18 protein-coding genes are annotated in these 16,471 nt (G+C 68.3%); 5 read left to right on the forward strand and 13 right to left on the reverse strand.

What is annotated here, in order from left to right:
- Positions 1 to 230 (reverse strand): hypothetical protein (locus tag NJ1_RS21310; protein ID WP_157574136.1); only part of this gene is annotated, 230 nt, incomplete at its 3' end.
- 180 nt (positions 231 to 410) lie between these two features.
- Between NJ1_RS21310 and NJ1_RS21315 the strand changes: the two genes are divergently transcribed.
- Positions 411 to 1,502, forward strand: a complete 1,092-nt coding sequence (locus NJ1_RS21315; RefSeq protein WP_067697201.1) for an RNA ligase (ATP) — start codon at positions 411 to 413, stop codon at positions 1,500 to 1,502.
- Between the two features lie 74 nt (positions 1,503 to 1,576).
- On the opposite strand, the gene NJ1_RS21320 is transcribed toward NJ1_RS21315, so the two are convergent.
- Positions 1,577 to 2,968: a glycine--tRNA ligase gene (locus tag NJ1_RS21320; RefSeq protein ID WP_067697203.1), complete on the reverse strand. Its 1,392-nt coding sequence runs from the start codon at positions 2,966 to 2,968 to the stop codon at positions 1,577 to 1,579.
- A 198-nt stretch (positions 2,969 to 3,166) separates the two neighbouring features.
- On the opposite strand from NJ1_RS21320, the gene NJ1_RS21325 reads away from it, so the two are divergent.
- Entirely contained in the window at positions 3,167 to 3,562 is a 396-nt protein-coding gene (locus tag NJ1_RS21325; protein WP_084478593.1) for an ArsR/SmtB family transcription factor, read from the forward strand.
- Positions 3,534 to 3,971, forward strand: coding sequence for a Fur family transcriptional regulator (locus NJ1_RS21330; RefSeq protein WP_067697205.1), 438 nt, complete (start codon positions 3,534 to 3,536; stop codon positions 3,969 to 3,971). Before NJ1_RS21325 ends, NJ1_RS21330 begins: the two co-directional genes overlap by 29 nt.
- A 39-nt stretch (positions 3,972 to 4,010) precedes the next feature.
- Here NJ1_RS21330 and NJ1_RS21335 read toward each other — a convergent pair whose 3' ends face one another.
- Complete coding sequence (locus tag NJ1_RS21335; RefSeq protein ID WP_067697208.1) at positions 4,011 to 4,979, reverse strand: preprotein translocase subunit SecD family protein; 969 nt, start codon at positions 4,977 to 4,979, stop codon at positions 4,011 to 4,013.
- A 103-nt stretch (positions 4,980 to 5,082) separates the two neighbouring features.
- Here NJ1_RS21335 and NJ1_RS21340 point away from each other — a divergent pair, with 103 nt between their 5' ends.
- On the forward strand, positions 5,083 to 5,715 hold the full coding sequence (locus NJ1_RS21340; protein ID WP_067697210.1) for a TetR/AcrR family transcriptional regulator: 633 nt from the start codon (positions 5,083 to 5,085) through the stop codon (positions 5,713 to 5,715).
- Positions 5,716 to 5,943: 228 nt separating this feature from the next.
- Here NJ1_RS21340 and NJ1_RS21345 read toward each other — a convergent pair whose 3' ends face one another.
- From NJ1_RS21345 to recO, 4 genes are all read right to left on the reverse strand, one after another.
- Positions 5,944 to 6,354: a hypothetical protein gene (locus NJ1_RS21345; RefSeq protein ID WP_067697211.1), complete on the reverse strand. Its 411-nt coding sequence runs from the start codon at positions 6,352 to 6,354 to the stop codon at positions 5,944 to 5,946.
- Positions 6,351 to 7,154 carry an isoprenyl transferase gene (locus NJ1_RS21350; protein WP_067697213.1) on the reverse strand — a complete coding sequence of 268 codons (804 nt, stop codon included), beginning with the start codon at positions 7,152 to 7,154 and terminating at the stop codon, positions 6,351 to 6,353. The genes NJ1_RS21345 and NJ1_RS21350 overlap by 4 nt, the downstream gene beginning before the upstream one ends.
- A 79-nt stretch (positions 7,155 to 7,233) precedes the next feature.
- Positions 7,234 to 8,463: an arylsulfotransferase family protein gene (locus NJ1_RS21355; protein ID WP_067697215.1), complete on the reverse strand. Its 1,230-nt coding sequence runs from the start codon at positions 8,461 to 8,463 to the stop codon at positions 7,234 to 7,236.
- Between the two features lie 429 nt (positions 8,464 to 8,892).
- The gene (recO, locus tag NJ1_RS21360; protein ID WP_067697217.1) at positions 8,893 to 9,663 is read right to left on the reverse strand and encodes a DNA repair protein RecO; all 771 of its coding nucleotides are present in this window, start codon (positions 9,661 to 9,663) and stop codon (positions 8,893 to 8,895) included.
- 484 nt (positions 9,664 to 10,147) lie between these two features.
- On the opposite strand from recO, the gene NJ1_RS21365 reads away from it, so the two are divergent.
- Complete coding sequence (locus NJ1_RS21365; RefSeq protein WP_245717510.1) at positions 10,148 to 11,560, forward strand: amidase; 1,413 nt, start codon at positions 10,148 to 10,150, stop codon at positions 11,558 to 11,560.
- Positions 11,561 to 11,568: 8 nt separating this feature from the next.
- Here NJ1_RS21365 and NJ1_RS21370 read toward each other — a convergent pair whose 3' ends face one another.
- From NJ1_RS21370 to NJ1_RS21395, 6 genes are all read right to left on the reverse strand, one after another.
- Positions 11,569 to 11,847, reverse strand: a complete 279-nt coding sequence (locus NJ1_RS21370) for a YggT family protein (protein ID WP_067697276.1) — start codon at positions 11,845 to 11,847, stop codon at positions 11,569 to 11,571.
- Between the two features lie 97 nt (positions 11,848 to 11,944).
- The gene (gene era, locus NJ1_RS21375) at positions 11,945 to 12,895 is read right to left on the reverse strand and encodes a GTPase Era (protein WP_067697221.1); all 951 of its coding nucleotides are present in this window, start codon (positions 12,893 to 12,895) and stop codon (positions 11,945 to 11,947) included.
- Positions 12,892 to 13,332 carry a cytidine deaminase-like protein gene (locus NJ1_RS40860; protein ID WP_067697280.1) on the reverse strand — a complete coding sequence of 147 codons (441 nt, stop codon included), beginning with the start codon at positions 13,330 to 13,332 and terminating at the stop codon, positions 12,892 to 12,894. The genes era and NJ1_RS40860 overlap by 4 nt, the downstream gene beginning before the upstream one ends.
- The gene (locus tag NJ1_RS21385) at positions 13,325 to 14,650 is read right to left on the reverse strand and encodes a hemolysin family protein (protein WP_084478595.1); all 1,326 of its coding nucleotides are present in this window, start codon (positions 14,648 to 14,650) and stop codon (positions 13,325 to 13,327) included. The genes NJ1_RS40860 and NJ1_RS21385 overlap by 8 nt, the downstream gene beginning before the upstream one ends.
- Positions 14,647 to 15,201, reverse strand: coding sequence for an rRNA maturation RNase YbeY (ybeY, locus tag NJ1_RS21390; RefSeq protein ID WP_067697223.1), 555 nt, complete (start codon positions 15,199 to 15,201; stop codon positions 14,647 to 14,649). Before ybeY ends, NJ1_RS21385 begins: the two co-directional genes overlap by 4 nt.
- Before the next feature lie 22 nt (positions 15,202 to 15,223).
- Positions 15,224 to 16,294, reverse strand: coding sequence for a PhoH family protein (locus NJ1_RS21395; protein ID WP_157574139.1), 1,071 nt, complete (start codon positions 16,292 to 16,294; stop codon positions 15,224 to 15,226).
- Positions 16,295 to 16,471: the final 177 nt, after the last annotated feature.

Genomic DNA, 16,471 nt, shown 5'->3' on the forward strand with positions numbered 1-16,471 from the left:
GAGGCGACCGCGGCCGCCGCCGCGCCGAGCCGGGTCAGCTCTTTGTCGTGTCTGCCCGCCAGGGCCACGGTGGTCTCGACCACCTGCAGCGGTGCGGTGTCGGCCGCCAGTCGCCCGATGCCGTCGAGCACGGACCCGCCGCGCGCCGCGGCGAGCAGCTCTCCGACGCCGAGCGCACCCAGCCCTACCGCCGCCGCGCTCAGCAGCCGACCCCTACCGTTTTCCGACACGGCACAACCTTTCCTCGATACCCGGGTTGTCAGGGCCCATTGTTCCCTAGCCCGGGTGTGGCCCAGCGGGATTCGCCCCGACGCACGAGACGCCGGGCCCCTGCGTACGCCGCCGCCGAAATCCGATGGACGGGCTCCCGCACCGAACCTACGCTCGCACGGTCGAAAGGGGAGATTGTCATGTCGACACTGAAGGTGACCGTGGAACAGCTGACCGTGCATCCGCACCCGAACGCGGACCGGCTGGAGCTGGCGCAAGTCGGACTCTATCGCGCGGTGGTGGCCAAGGGACAGTTCTCGACCGGTGACCATGCCCTCTACATTCCGGAGCAGGCGCTACTGCCGGATCCGCTGATCGAGGAACTCGGGCTCACGGGCAAACTCGCGGGCGGCGCGCGCAATCGGGTGAAGATCGTCCGGTTGCGCGGTGAGGTGTCGCAGGGCATCGTCTGCCTGCCCGCACAGGTCGATGGCGTCGATCTGCCCGCCGCCGCGGCGGCGGGCACCGATTTCGCCGAACTGCTCGGCATCGTCAAATGGGTTCCACCCGTGCCGGTTTCGATGTCCGGGCAGGTCGAGCCCGCGCCGGATCTGATTCGCTGGATCGACGTGGAGAACATCGCGCGCTACCCGGACATCTTCACCGCGGGTGAGCCCGTGGTGGCGACCGAGAAGATCCACGGCAGCGCCTGCCTGTTCACCTACGATCGCCCGAGTGACCGGGCATTGGTGTCCTCCAAGGGAATCGGCGCGCAGAACCTCGCGCTGACCGTCAGCGACACCAATCTGTACTGGCGGGCGGTGCGCCGATTCCAGCTTCCGGACGTGGCCCGGAAGCTGGCCGCGAGCCTCGAGGTCGATCGCGTCGCGCTGTTCGGTGAGGTGTACGGCGCGGGTGTGCAGGATCTGCACTACGGTGCGAACGCGAGCCAGGACGACTCGATCGGGTACGCGCTGTTCGACATCGCCGTCGGTTCGCAGGCGAACCCGAGGCGCTGGCTGAGTCCGGCCGAGATCGATTCCGCGCTAGCGGATCTCGCGGCGGACGTGCCGCGCGTACCGGTGCTCTACGACGGGCCGTACGACATCGACACCCTGCTGCGGCTCGCGGACGGCGCCGAGACGGTGACCGGCACCGGCGCGAACATCCGCGAGGGGCTGGTGGTGCGCCCCGCTGCCGAGCGGTACTCCGAGGTGCTCGGCGGACGAGCCATCGGCAAGCTCGTCTCCCCGGGCTACCTGCTGCGCGCGGGCGGCACGGAGTACGAGTAGAAACGAGACCGGCTGCTGCCCAGCGCTTTCCGCTACTGGGCAGCAGCCGGTCTCGAATGTATCGACTACCGAGATCAGGCGCCGATGAGGCGCGCGGCCAGGTAGCCCTCCACTTGATCGAGAGCGATGCGCTCCTGCGCCATGGAGTCGCGCTCACGCACGGTGACCGCGTGGTCCTCGAGCGTGTCGAAGTCGACCGTGATGCAGAACGGGGTGCCGATCTCGTCCTGACGGCGGTACCGACGGCCGATCGCACCCGAATCGTCGAACTCGACGTTCCAGTTGCGACGCAGCTGCGCGGCCAGATCCTTCGCCTTCGGCGACAGATCCGCATTGCGCGAGAGCGGCAGCACCGCGGCCTTGACCGGCGCCAGGCGGCGATCCAGCTTCAGCACCGTGCGCTTCTCCAGCACGCCCTTGGCGTTGGGCGCCTCGTCCTCGCTGTAGGCGTCCACCAGGAAGGCCATCAGCGAGCGGGTCAGACCGGCGGCCGGCTCGATCACGTACGGCGTGAAGCGCTCACCGGTGGTCTGATCGAAGAAGCTCAGATCCTGGCCCGAATGCTCCGAGTGGGTCTTGAGGTCGAAGTCGGTGCGGTTGGCCAAGCCCTCGAGCTCGCCCCACTCGCTGCCCTGGAAGCGGAAGCGGTACTCGATGTCCACCGTGCGGGTGGAGTAGTGCGAGAGCTTCTCCTTCGGGTGCTCGAACAGGCGCAGGTTCTCCGGGTCGATGCCCAGATCCGTGTACCAGGCCAGCCGGGTGTCGATCCAGTACTGGTGCCACTGCTCGTCCTCGCCCGGCTTGACGAAGAACTCCATCTCCATCTGCTCGAACTCACGCGTGCGGAAGATGAAGTTGCCCGGCGTGATCTCGTTGCGGAAGCTCTTGCCGATCTGGGCGATGCCGAACGGCGGCTTCTTGCGCGCGGTGGTCTCGACGTTCTTGTAATTGACGAAGATGCCCTGCGCGGTCTCGGGCCGTAGGTAGTGCATGCCGTCTTCGGATTCGACCGGGCCCAGGTAGGTCTTGAGCATCATGTTGAAGTCGCGCGGCTCGGTCCACTTGCCGACGGTGCCGCAATCGGGGCAGCCGACGAGTTCCATGGACACGCTGTCCGGGTCCTCGATCTTGTGCTTCTCCGCGTACGCCTCCTGCAGGTGGTCCTGCCGGTGCCGCTTGTGGCAGTTCAGGCATTCGACCAGCGGATCGTTGAAGACCGAGACGTGACCGGAGGCCACCCACACCTGACGCGGCAGGATGATCGAGGAATCCAGGCCGACCACATCGTCACGGCTGGTGACCATGGACCGCCACCACTGCCGCTTGATGTTCTCCTTGAGCTCGACTCCGAGCGGGCCGTAATCCCACGCCGACTTGGTGCCGCCGTAGATCTCGCCGCTCGGGTACACCAGACCCCGGCGTTTTGCGAGGTTGGCGACGGTGTCCACCTTCGACTTGGGTGCCACTGAAGATTTCTCCATCCGGTCCGGAAGATTGCAAAGGATTGACCTCCAGCCTATCGGTCGGGGTCAATCGCGTTTACACCCGATGCCCCCACACCCGGAACGCCCGCCGACGCCCTGACCGGCTGTGCCGCGCGCCTATTTGACATGCGCACCCATGCATACAAAAATGGCATCGGTTTCCAATAAGGAGTTGGTTCGATGACCACGGACAGTGGTGCACCGCTGCGGCGATCACACGTCGCGACGGAGGCCCCGACCGCGATTCCACACGACCCGTACCCGTACCGGTCGCCTCAACCGCCCGCGGTGCCGCCCCGCACCATCCTCGATTCCGCTGGGGAACTGCTGCGCGCGCTCGCGGCGCCGGTGCGCATCGCCATCGTGCTGCAGCTGCGCGAATCGCCGCGCTGCGTGCACGAACTGGTCGACACCCTCGGGGTCACCCAGCCGCTGATCAGCCAGCACCTGCGGATCCTCAAGTCCGCGGGCGTGGTGCGCGGTGAGCGCACCGGACGCGAAGTGATCTACGAACTGGTGGACGAGCACCTGGCGCATATCGTCATCGATGCCGTCGCACACGCCGAGGAGGGGTGAGGTGGGAACCACCGAGAAGACCGTGGGTGTGCGCAGCACCCGCCAGCGCAGCGCCATCGCGGCACTGCTCGCCGACATCGACGAATTCCGCTCCGCGCAGGAGTTGCACGACGAGCTGCGCAAGCGCGGTGAGGGCATCGGGCTGACCACGGTCTACCGGACCCTGCAGTCGCTGGCCGAGGCCGGATTGGTCGACATGCTGCGCACCGATTCCGGCGAGTCGGTGTACCGGCAGTGCTCGACCGGGCACCACCACCACCTGGTGTGCCGGCATTGCGGGCGCACGGTCGAGGTCGAGGGACCGACCGTCGAGGCGTGGGCCGACTCCATCGCCGCCGAGCACGGGTTCACCGAGATCAGCCACACCATGGAGATCTTCGGCACCTGCCGCGCGTGCGCCAAAGCCTGAGCATCACGGGCGGGAAGCCGACTCGGACCCCGACGCGAATCAGGCCGTGACCAATTCCCCAGTGCCCGCCGGGACCGGATCGGCTCGGCGGGCGCGCAGTACGCCCAGGCCCAGGAGCCCGGCGGCGGCGACCGCCCACACCAGCAGGACCGCCAGCGGCGTACCCGCTCCCGCGCCACCGAAGAACGCTTGCGCGCGCAGCAGCGTGGCGGCGGCGCCCGGCGGCAGGAACTGACCGATCGTTCCCCAGGGCCGCGGGAGCAGTTCGGGTGCGGAAGTGGCCGCGGAGAACGGGTTTCCGATGAGCAGCATGGTCAGCGCCGCGATTCCGATGCCCGCGCGGCCGACGACGGCGGCGACACCGACCACGGTTCCGGCCACGGCGAAGGACACCAGTCCCGCGATGGCCGCGAGGGCCGGGTACGAGCCCGGCAGCAGCGACAGCCAACCCTGCACGATCACCATGCTGAGCAGGCCACCGGCAACCGCGAAGGTGATCAGCCCCAGACCGCGAGCCGCGACCGAGGTGATGAGCAGCGTCAGCAGCACACCGGCGGCGATGCCCGACATGACCAGCGGCAGCACCATCGCGCCGAATCCGGCCCCGCGCGGATCGTCGGGATCGGCGGCCACCACGTCCTGAACGGGTGCGGCCGATGCCCCCGAGAGCTGCTGCGCGACGGCCGAAAGCTGTTGCGCCACCATCGGGCTCGCGGCCGAGGCGACCAGGACCCGAGTCTGCCCACCGGTCACGATGGCGCCGTACACCTCTCGATCGTCGATGGCCGCGCGGGCGGCGGATTCGTCCGCGACGGTGCGGATGTCGAAGGCGTCCGAGTCCCGGGCCGCGAGCTGCTGCGCGACGGCCGCCGCCTGCGGTCCGGCCACGGCCACCGGTAGATCGCGCGGTGCGATCCGGGCGGCGGGCCAGGCGAACGCGATCAGCATGACGGCTTGGATGAGCGCGGCGGCGAGTCCGAGTGCCACTGCGCGCTGAGCGGTAGTCATAGGTGTCCCCAAGAAAAGCGAAGGTTCGTTCTTTTTGATGGGACAACCCTGACATCGAGCTGTCACCTTGTCAAGAACGGATATTCGTTTTACTTTTGGAGACATGCCCCGAGTAAGCGAAGAACACCTGGAACGCCGCAGGCAGCAGATCCTCGACGCCGCGCAAACGTGCTTCGCCCGAAAGGGCCTTCACACCACCACCATGCAGGACGTGTTCGCCGAATCCGGCCTGTCCGCCGGTGCGGTGTACCGCTATTTCAAGAGCAAGGACGACATCATCGCGGCCCTCACCACCGAGGCCGCCGTCGATCTGCGCGCGGCCCTGAGCGAGGCCGTCTACAGCGACCCGCTCCCCACTCCCCCGGAACTGGTCCGCGTCATCGCCGAGACCATCGTGCGGCTCAGCAAACCCGGCGGGCCGGTGCCACTCATCCCCCAGGCGTGGGCGCTGGCGCTGACCGACGCCAATATCGCCGATTACGTCCGCACCAATATCGGTGGCATCCGCCGACTCTGGCTCGACTACGCCGAACGCATGCGCGAGATCGGCTGGCTCCCGGCCGATGCCGACACCGACGCGGTCGCCAAGGCGCTACTGGGTCTGCTACCGGGCTTCATCCTGCAGCACCTCATCCTCGGCGACACCGATCCGGACACCTTCGCCCGCGGGGTGGAACTACTGCTCCCGGAGTACCGGCACGCGGCGCTACCCGAAATCGCGCCTGTTCGAACGTGATTCGAGGTCGGGCGCGATTCGGCGGGCACGCCGGGCAGGAACTCCCTGCCCGCGAGGGCCGACCACTACCCGGCCCGGTGCGGGCCGGACCGCTCGTCGCCGAGCCGAACAGCGACCGCCCGATCCGGTAGCCGGTGCAGCCGTAGTCGTGCGGCCAGGTGGACACAACGCGTGAACACCGCCGCTCACGGTCGGCCCCTTGCGATTTCGGCAGCGAACCCCTCGGCGCTAGGGCAGCAGCAGGCCCTCGCGGGAACGCCCGACACCCGAGAGCACCAGCAGCAGCATGGTGGTGAGCGCCTCGTCGTCGAGCCCGGCGGCCGGGAAGGTGTAGCGCAGCAGGATGTCGGCCAGTTTGGTCTGGTTGATCACCGTGATGGAACCGAACTGCAGGGCGGCATTGCGTTCGGCGACGCGCTTGTGCAGCTGCGGTTTCAGCGGGCGATCCCAGGCCAGGACCGCGGTGAGGGTGAGCACGTCCAGACCGGGAGCGAGATTGACCCCGCGCAGCGAGCACAGCGCTCCGTCGAATTCGAAACCCAGACCGGTGTCCTCGACGCGGACGTTCACGTCGTAGTTGAGCAGGCACGCACCCGCGCGCGCCTGCAGTTCCTGAGCGGACGCGGGAACCTCGGTCATTTGACGCCTCCGAATCGGCGGTCGCGCTGGGCGTATTCGAGGCAGGCGGCCCACAGGTTGCGCCGGTCGAAATCGGGAAAGAGCGTTTCCTGGAAGACGTACTCGGCGTACGCGGACTGCCAGATCAGGAAGTTGGAGGAGCGGAACTCACCGGACGGACGCAGGAACAGATCCACGTCCGGCATATCGGGCTCGTCCATGAACTGAGCGAGGGTGTCCTCGGTGACCTTCTCCGGATCGATCTCGCCGGTCGCCACTCTGCGGGCGATTTCTCTTGCGGCATCGGCGATTTCGGCACGACCGCCGTAGTTGACGCACATGGTCAGCGTCATCACGTCGTTGTCCTGGGTGAGCTCCTGCGCGACCTCGAGCTCCTTGATCACGCTGCGCCACAGGCGCGGTCGCCGACCGGCCCAGCGCACCCGCACACCCATTTCGTGCATCTCGTCGCGGCGGCGGCGGATCACATCGCGATTGAAGCCCATCAGGAAGCGCACCTCGTCGGGGCTGCGCCGCCAGTTCTCGGTGGAGAACGCGTACGCCGAGAGCCACTTCACGCCCATCTCGATGCAGCCCTCGACGGTGTCCATGAGCACCGCCTCGCCGCGCTCGTGCCCGGCGGTGCGCGGCAAACCCTGCTCCTGCGCCCACCGGCCGTTGCCGTCCATCACCAGCGCGACGTGCCGGGGCACGAACTCGGCGGGGATGGCGGGCGGGGTCGCCCCGGACGGGTGCGGCGACGGGGGACGCACCGTGCGCTGGGCTGCGGAGGGCTTGCGGTTACCGATCACGCACACCATCCTGCCCGACGCCCGCGAGGCGTCGAACGCGCCCACGGGATTCGCGCATCCTCTCCACGAATCCGGCACATCCGCCCGGTCAGGAGCCGAGTGGCCAGGCGTCCAGGTACGCGCGGTAGGTGCCGAACGGCAGGGTCGCGTCGTAGACCAGCTCGCCCGTCGGCGTGAATTCCGAGATGCGCGGAACGATGCCCCAGCCGACCAGGGTGTTGCCGTTCGGCAGGGATTGCGCGCTGCCCATGGCGGCGGCGACCAGGCCGTCCGGATGCTCCTGATTGCGCACCAGGGTGGCCTGCCCGGCGACCGGGTCGATGCTGATCCACTGCACGCTGGAACGACCGCGGGTCTCGGTGCCACTGGAGTTGTTGTTGAACAGGCGCAGCGTGGTGTCGTCGGTGAATTCGGCATCGTGCTGGAAGGCGAACCGCACGCCCGGGCCGGCGGTCAGCGTCGGATGCTTGCCGCCGAGCTGCCAGTTGATCGCGCCGGTGCGCGGGTCGACGTTGTAGACGGCCGAGGTATTGCGCAGCGACAGCACCAGATTGCCCGCGGGATCCAGGCTCACCGAGTTCATGTGGAACGGGTCGTAGACCTTGCCGCCGGGTAGTAGGCCCGGCGCTTCGGTGTCGGTCAGCAGGATGTGATCCAGTGCGCTCCAACGGAACAGCTCGCGGCCCGACTCCACATCCATCACGATGGCGACGGAGTCGAAGACCTTGCCGTTCTCGGGTCCGCCGATCGCGCTGAGGTCGGCCGGGACCTGCGGGTAGGAGGTCAGCAGGGCGTGCCCGTCCGGGGTGAGCCGGAATTCGTGCACATCCGCGCCCGCCGCACCCGGATCGACGGTGGCGATCACGTGGAAGTCCTCGTCGGCGATGTACCCGACGCCGGTCCCGTGCCCGGCCTCCGTGCTGCCCTGCCACCAGGTCAGCACCTTGTTCCCGCGATAGGTCTGACTGCGGAAGTTGGCCACGCCCTGCCCCGCCGGCGGTGTGTACCTGCGCAATTCGTGGCCGGAACGGTCCGCCACGATGTTCGCGGGCCGCCCGCCCGGCAGCGCCTCGAGCACATCCCCGAGTTCGGGCACCAGCGCCGCCGCGCTCACGCCGCTCGTGTAGAAGAGATACCCCGCGCTCTCCTCCGAACGCTCCACATTGACCTCGTACGACGGCCCGCCGTACAGCGAATTGGGCACGAACGGACTCGCGCCCGCCGGTCCCGCACCGGCGATCACGACCACGGAGGCAACGGCCAGCGACACAGGAAACCGGCCACCCGAGGTACGGCGGCGAACAGACGAATCGGACACCCGGGGGACTATAGACGTACTTCCTGTGAATGCTCGAGCCCCGGAAAACGAGCAGCGCCAACACATTCCGACCAGCGAACTCGGGCACTTTCCGGCCGACCGCCGATCCCTGACAGTCGAGTCGGCGGTCGGAGTGCAGCCGGACTTAGAGCGCCGTCCGTGGGGACACCCCCTCGCGGGTGCGATCCATCCGAGCCTGCCGCCGCTCGACGCGGCCACACCACGACCATCCAGCCCACCCGAGCCGGCTCGGAGTGGGCTGGAGTTCCGGTACGTCGCGCAAGCCGGGCAGTCGAACCGTACGGCGGCAACGGATGCTCGGCGTACGCCCGATGGACGAGCGAAGGTCGGCTCGGGCCGAAGCACCGAAGCCGGGCGATCGAGCCGACCGGCAGCGCCGGGCGTGCGCTCCTACGGCGAGCGTTCGGCTCAGCCGACGGTGGCGGTGTGCGGGATCGACTCGTGGGGGCGGGAGCGTTCGATGAGCGGGAGGGTGCGGAGTTGGCGCTCGAGGTGCCACTGCAGGTGGGCGGCGATGAGGCCGCTGCCCTGGCGGCGCATGGAATCGGGGACGGCGTGCATGCCGGACCAGTCGCCGCGGTGCAGGGCGCTCATGTGTTCCAGGACGCCCAGGACCGGGGTGGCCGCGCCCGGCGGACGGCAGTGGACGCAGACCGCGCCGCCGGCGGCCACGTGGAAGGCGCGGTGCGGGCCGGGGGTGGCGCAGCGGGCGCAGTCGTCCAGGGCCGGGGCCCACCCCGCGAAGCCCATGGCGCGCAGCAGGAATGCGTCGAGGATGAGTTCGTGCGGGCGCTGCCCGAGGGCGATGGCGCGCAGGGCTCCGGCGGTGAGGGTGTGCAGGCGGGGCGCGGGGGCGCGCTCCTCACCGGCCAGGCGCTCGGCGGTTTCCAGCACGGCGCAGGCGGTGGTGTAGCGGCCGTAGTCGGCGACGATATCGGCGGCGAAGGTCTCGACGGTGTGCACCTGGGTGACGGTGTCGAGGTTGCGGCCGGGATGCAGCTGCACGTCGATGTACGCGAACGGCTCGAGCCGCGCACCGAACTTGGAGCGGGTACGCCGCACTCCCCTGGCGACCGCGCGCACCAATCCGTGCTGACGAGTCAGCAGGGTGACGATGCGGTCGGCCTCACCCAGCTTGTGCTGGCGCAGCACCACCGCATGATCCCGATACAACCGCACCGCAACAGTCTCGCATGCGCGACCGACCCCGCGGCGACGAGTCGCCGGGCGTGTGCGGAACAGGTCGGCACCCGACGCCGCGCCTGCTGTGCCGTGCCTGCTGTGCTGCTGTGCGGCGCCTGAGTTGCTTATGTGTGGCGTCTGCTGTGCGACGCCCGGCGACCGCTCCCGAGCCTCACCGGCCCAGAGCTCGAGCTACCACCCTGATCGGGAGCGGAATCCCGCGCGATCACCCCCCGGGATCGGAGATGCCGTGCCGGGCATCCGAACCGAACCGCGTGCCGTGCCCTCACGTATGACCGTCCGGCGTCTCACGGGCGCGGTTTCCGGGCGCTCGCGGTGCTCGGGCAACCGACCTGGCCGTCTGTGCCGTGCCACAGCAGTGGCCGGGATACCGGGTCGGCCGCACCATGCTTGCTGGACGTGTGACCAGAATCGCGATACTTTTTCTCCGGATGGCGGAGAGACGGGAACCACAATGACGATGGCGTCGGTAAACGAACTCGGGCTGGCGGAGCTGGCGGCGGCACTGGCCGCGGGCACGGTGACCTCGACGGAGGCCACGGGGGCGGTGCTCGATCGGATCGAGGCCAGTCAGGCCGGACTCAACGCGTTTCGGATCGTGCGGCGCGCGCAAGCCCTGGCCGAGGCGGCCGAGGCCGACCGCAAACTCGCCGCCGGTGAGCGCACACCCCTGCTCGGCGTACCGCTTGCCATCAAGGACGACACCGATATCGTCGGCGCGCCGACGGCTTTCGGCTGCGGTGGCGACTTTCCCGCGAAGACCGAGGATGCCGAATCGGTGCGGCGACTGCGCGCGGCCGGTGCGGTGATCGTCGGCAAGACCAATACCTGCGAGCTCGGGCAGCTGCCGTTCACCAGCGGAGACGCGTTCGGGCACACCAGAAATCCGTGGAACGCGGACCGCACGCCGGGTGGTTCCTCGGGCGGGTCCGCCGCCGCGGTCGCGGCCGGATTGGTCCCCGCCGCACTGGGTTCGGACGGCGCCGGGTCGGTGCGCATCCCCTCGGCCTGGAACAACCTGGTGGGCATCAAACCCCAGCGCGGCCGGATCTCCACCTGGCCACTGCCGGAGGCCTTCTACGGTCTCACCGTGAACGGCCCGCTCGCGCGCACCGTCGCAGATGCGGCGCTGCTGCTGGACGCGGCGTCCGGACCGCATGCCGGTGATCTGCACACCCCGCCCGCGCTGCGCGTCTCGGACGCGGTCGGCCGGGATCCCGGCCGGTTGCGGATCGCGCTGTCACTGCGAATCCCGTTCACCGCCACCAAGACCGCGCTCGATCGCGAGGTGGAGGCGCGCGTGCACGCCGTGGCCGGGACGCTGCGCCGCCTCGGTCACGAGGTGACCATCGCCGACGTGCACTACGGCGTGCTGATGGGCGCGTCCTTCCTGCCCCGCTCGATGGTCGGCATCAACGAGGCGCTGAAGCGACTGCCCGACCCCACCGTGGATCCGCGTACCGATCACAACGCCCTCGTCGGCCGCATCCTCGCGCCCGCCCTGTTCGCCGCGCGCAAGGCGGAACCGTTGCTGCGCAAGCGAACCGGCCAGATCTTCGACGAGTTCGACCTGGTGCTCGCCCCCACCACCGCCACTCCCCCGCCCGGCGTGCACGAGATCGACGGCATCGGCTCCTGGGCGACGGACGAATTGATCACCGCCAGTTGCCCGTACACCTGGCCCTGGAATGTGCTGGGCTGGCCCGCGGTCAACGTCCCCGCAGGCTTCACCGCCACCGGCCTCCCGGTCGGCGCTCAGCTCATGGGCCCGGAGAGCACCGAACCCCTCCTGGTCTCGGTCGCCGCCCAACTCGAATCCGAACTGAAGTGGTACGAACACCGGCCGGCCGAATGGTGGAATCAGCCCGCCTGAAGTGCTCGCTACAGGCTGAAGGCGATGCCGCGCAGGACCAGGGCGAGGATGAACACGATCGTGAACGCGAGGTCGATCGAGAGCCCGCCCGCGCGGATCGGCGGCAGCACCTTGCGGACCGGCGCCAGGATCGGCTCGGTCCACTTGTAGGTGAGCGCGCGGCCGCGTCCCACCCAGGGCGCCGGATCGGTGCTCAGTGTCGCGATCCAGTCCAGCACCATGCGGGCGAGCAGCACCACGATCAATACCGTCAGGGCATACCCGAGCAATGTTCCGATCAGGCTCATGTCCAACTCCTTCGTAGCGGCCGCCATGGCCGTCTCACCGATCTCAACGTGCTGGAACGAGAAGAAGTGTCCGGTTTGTACTTTTCTTGGCCGACTATCAGAACCCGAGCTTGCCGAGCTGCTTCGGATCGCGCTGCCAATCCTTGGCAACCTTCACGTGCAGGTGCAGATAGATCCGTACACCCAGGATGCTCTCGATCTGCTTGCGCGCATTGGTGCCGACTTCCTTCAGGCGCGCGCCGCCCTTACCGATGATGATGGCCTTCTGACTCGGCCGCTCGACATACAGCAGCGCGTGCACGTCGAGCATGTCGCGCGCGGCCTTCGGATTGTTGAGCCCTTCCTCGAGCTCCTCGTCCTCGTCCCGCTCGAGCACCTCCTCGATGACCACCGCGAGCGAATGCGGGAGCTCATCACGCACACCCTCCAGCGCGGCCTCGCGAATGAGCTCGGCCATGAGGGTTTCCTCGGGCTCGTCGGTCAGCTCACCGTCGGGGTAGAGCGCCGGACCCTCGGGCATCTTCGAGGCGATGACGTCGATCAGGACCTCGACCTGCTCGCCCTTGACCGCCGACACCGGCACGATGTCCGCGTCCGGGCCCAGCAGCTCCGACACCGCCATCAGCTGATGCGCGATGGCGTCCCGGCTCACCTTGTCGATCTTGGTGACCACGCCCAGCAGCGTGGTCTTGGGCGCCATCTGCCGAATCTGCTGCACGATCCACCGATCGCCGGGACCGATCTTCTCGTCCGCCGGAATGCAGATCGCGATGACGTCGACCTCGGAATAGGTATCGCGCACCAGATCGTTGAGCCGCTGGCCCAGCAGCGTGCGGGGCCGGTGCAGGCCGGGGGTGTCCACCAGGATCAGCTGCGCGTGATCTCGATGCACGATGCCGCGAATGGTGTGCCGCGTGGTTTGCGGACGCGAGGACGTGATCGCGATCTTCTGCCCCACCAGGGCATTGGTGAGAGTGGACTTGCCGGTGTTCGGGCGGCCCACGAAACATACGAAGCCCGAACGGAATTCGTCCTTGTTCTTGCTCACTCGAATACCTCCGACTCGGTCTCCAGATCGAACCCTTCGGGAATCCCGGACCGCCGCGCCGGATCGCCCTCGATGTGCGAGGCCGCCCCGGCCTCCACCTCCAGCCGCGGATCCAGCACCTCGAACACCGCACCCTTCGCGTCGGCGAAAACGATTCGCGCCGAATGCGATACCTCCCGCACCGCCGACACGCCGGGGTCGGAGAACCGGCCCGCGACCACCACGGCGGCCTCGAAACCCTCTGCCCCACTGGAGATCGCGGCCGCGACCGCCGCCTGCAACGCGGTCAGCTCCAGCGCGGCGAGCCCCACCTCACCGGCGGCGTAGGTACGCCCGTCCGTATCGCGCACCGCCGCACCGCCGTTGCCGCCCGTGCGGCCCATCGCCCCCCGGGCCAGGACCAGCAGCTTGCCGTCCTCGGCGTCCAGTTCAGTCATCGGATTCTCCATCCTCGTGTGCACCGTCGGCCGACTCGAGTTCCGCCGGTTCGGTTTTGGTCTTGTCGGACGCCCTGCGCACCACCACCGTGTGCACCCGCACCCGGCCGCGAGCGTCCGAGCCGCCCTCACCCTTCAACTGCAGGCCGTGCACGACCGCCTTGGAACCCGGCAGCGGCACGCGGCCGAGCGCATGGGCGAGCAAGCCGCCGACGGTGTCGACGTCCTCTTCCTCGACCTCCATGCCGAACAGATCGAGCAGGTCCTGGACCGGAAGTCGCGCCGAGACACGGTATTTGCCGTGCCCGATGTCCTCGACGGGCGCGGTCTCGTCGGTGTCGTACTCGTCGGCGATCTCACCGACGATCTCCTCCAGCACATCCTCGATGGTCACCAGCCCGGCGATGCCGCCGTACTCGTCGACCAGGATGGCCATGTGATTGCGGCGCCGCTGCATCTCGTCCAGCAGCGCGTCCAGCGGTTTGGAGTCGGGCATGAACATGGCCGGGCGCATGGCGTCGCGCACATGCACCTTCCTGCTCCGGTCCGCGTACGGCACAAGGTCTTTCAGGTAGACGACGCCGACGATGTCATCGACGTTCTCGCCCACCACCGGAATTCGGGAATGCCCCGACCGCACCGCGAGCGACATCGCCTGCGCCGCGGTCTTCTCGGCCTCGATCCACACCATCTCGGTGCGCGGCACCATCACCGCGCGGGCGGCGGTCTCACCGAGCTCGAAGACCGACTGGATCATCCGGCGTTCCTCGTCGTCCACCACGCCGCGCTCACCGGCCAGGTCGACGACCTCGCGCAGTTCGATCTCGGAAGCGAAGGGGCCGTTGCGAAATCCCTTACCGGGTGTGATCGCGTTACCGACCAGGATCAGCAGCCGGCTGATCGGGCCCAGCAGCGAACCGATCGCCTGCAGGGGCAGCGAGGCGCCCAGCGCCAGCGAATAGGCGTGCTGGCGGCCGAGCGTACGCGGGCCGACACCGATCACCAGATAGTCCACCAGCACCATGACCGCTGCCGTGATGACCAGGGCCTGGAACTCGCTGAGCCAGTCCATCAGCACCGCGGCGAGCAGGACCGTCGCGGTGATCTCGCACGTAAGGCGCAGCAGCACCATGAGATTCACGTAGCGGGGCCGATCGGCGATGATGCGCGCCAGGCGCGCCGCACCGGTGCGATCCGCGCGCACCATATCGTCCACGCGGGCCGGGGAAATGGTGTTCAAAGCCGAATCCAGCGCCGCGAACATACCGCCCGCGGGCACCAGAACGATCGCAAGAACCAGGAGAACTATCGAATTCACGCCGGATCCAGGGGATCACCGGGTGCGGTGAAACCCGTCTTGCCCAGCAGTCGCCGATCCCGTTCGGCCAACTCGGCACGGTGCTGCGCCTCGCGCAGGCTCTCGTACCAGCCCTCCAGCAGCGACGCCTGCAGGGCGAACATCTCCTTCTCCTCCTCCGGCTCGGCATGGTCGTAGCCGAGGAGGTGCAGAACGCCGTGCACGGTCAGCAGGGCCAGCTCGTGGTCCATGGAGTGACCGGCCTTCTCGGCCTGCTGCGCCGCGAATTCGGGGCACAGCACGATGTCGCCGAGCATGGAGGGGCCGGGCTCGGCGGCATCGGGCCGCCCGCCCGGCTCCAACTCGTCCATGGGGAACGACATGACGTCGGTCGGACCCGGTAGGTCCATCCAGCGCACGTGCAGGTCCGCCATGGTGTCGAGATCGACCAACACCATCGACAGCTCCGCGGCCGGATGCACATCCATCTGACCGATCGCGAAGCGCGCGACGCTGACCAGTTCTTCTTCGGATACCTCGATACCCGATTCGTTGGCGATCTCGATACTCACCGGCTCAGCCTAATGGCCGAGGTCAGCGTCGCTCCGATCGGCTCGCGGCACGCCGTTCGGCGCGGTTGCCCGGGTAGTGCGCCGCGACCGGCGCGCGTGTGTCGGCCTCGTAGCGGTCGTACGCGTCGACGATCTCGCCGACGAGCCGGTGACGAACCACATCGCTGCTGGTGAGCGTGGCGATATGGATATCGTCGACATCCGCCAGCACCTCCGTCGCCGTGCGCAGGCCGGAGCGCGCGCCGTGCGGGAGGTCGACCTGGCTGGTGTCGCCGGTCACCACCATCTTCGAGCCGAAGCCCAGACGGGTGAGGAACATCTTCATCTGCTCGGCCGTGGTGTTCTGCGCCTCGTCGAGAATGATGAACGAATCGTTCAGCGAGCGACCGCGCATGTACGCCAGCGGCGCGACCTCGATGACACCGGCCGCCATGAGCTTGGGAATGGCTTCCGGGTCCATCATGTCGTGCAGGGCGTCGTAGAGCGGGCGCAGATACGGATCGATCTTCTCGTTGAGCGTGCCCGGCAGGAAGCCCAGCCGCTCACCCGCCTCGACCGCCGGCCGAGTCAGGATGATGCGGGTGACCTGCTTGCTCTGCAACGCCTGCACGGCCTTGGCCATGGCCAGATACGTCTTGCCGGTACCGGCCGGGCCGACGCCGAACACGATGGTGTTCGAGTCGATGGCGTCGACATAGCGCTTCTGGTTGAGGGTCTTGGGCCGGATGGTCTTGCCGCGCCGGGACAGGATGTCCAGACTCAGCACCTCGGCCGGCGAGTCCGAAGAACCCTCGGTGAGCATGGAGTAGGTGTGCCGCACGGCCTCCGCGGTGACGACCCGGTTGCGGGCGGTCAAGGCCACCAGCTGGGCGATGACGCGTTCCGCGAGGGCCACGTCGCCGGGCTTGCCGGTAAGGGTGATGGAGTTGCCGCGCACGTGAATGTCGGCGTCGAGCAGACGCTCGAGTTCACGCAGGTTCTCATCAGCCGAACCCAGGAATCCGAACACCGACTCGGGGGCCAATTCGATGCTGGAGCGAACTGTTCGCCCCGCCGGTCCGGACCCGTCGCCACCAGCCCCGATGCTGGCAATGGGTGTGTTCTGGTCACCGATCTCGCCTGGTGTTCTCAAAAGTGGCTATAGCCTGCTTTCCGGTCTCGAGCCGCACTTCCTGATGAAAGTTTAGCGCTGAGGACCGACAGCGCCCAGTGAATAGACCGCTACCAGCAGGGGCGACGCGAGACCGCCGCGTCCTCGCGGCCGGGGCGT

The sequence above is a fragment of the Nocardia jejuensis NBRC 103114 genome (assembly GCF_001613145.1).
Lineage (GTDB): Bacteria > Actinomycetota > Actinomycetes > Mycobacteriales > Mycobacteriaceae > Nocardia > Nocardia jejuensis.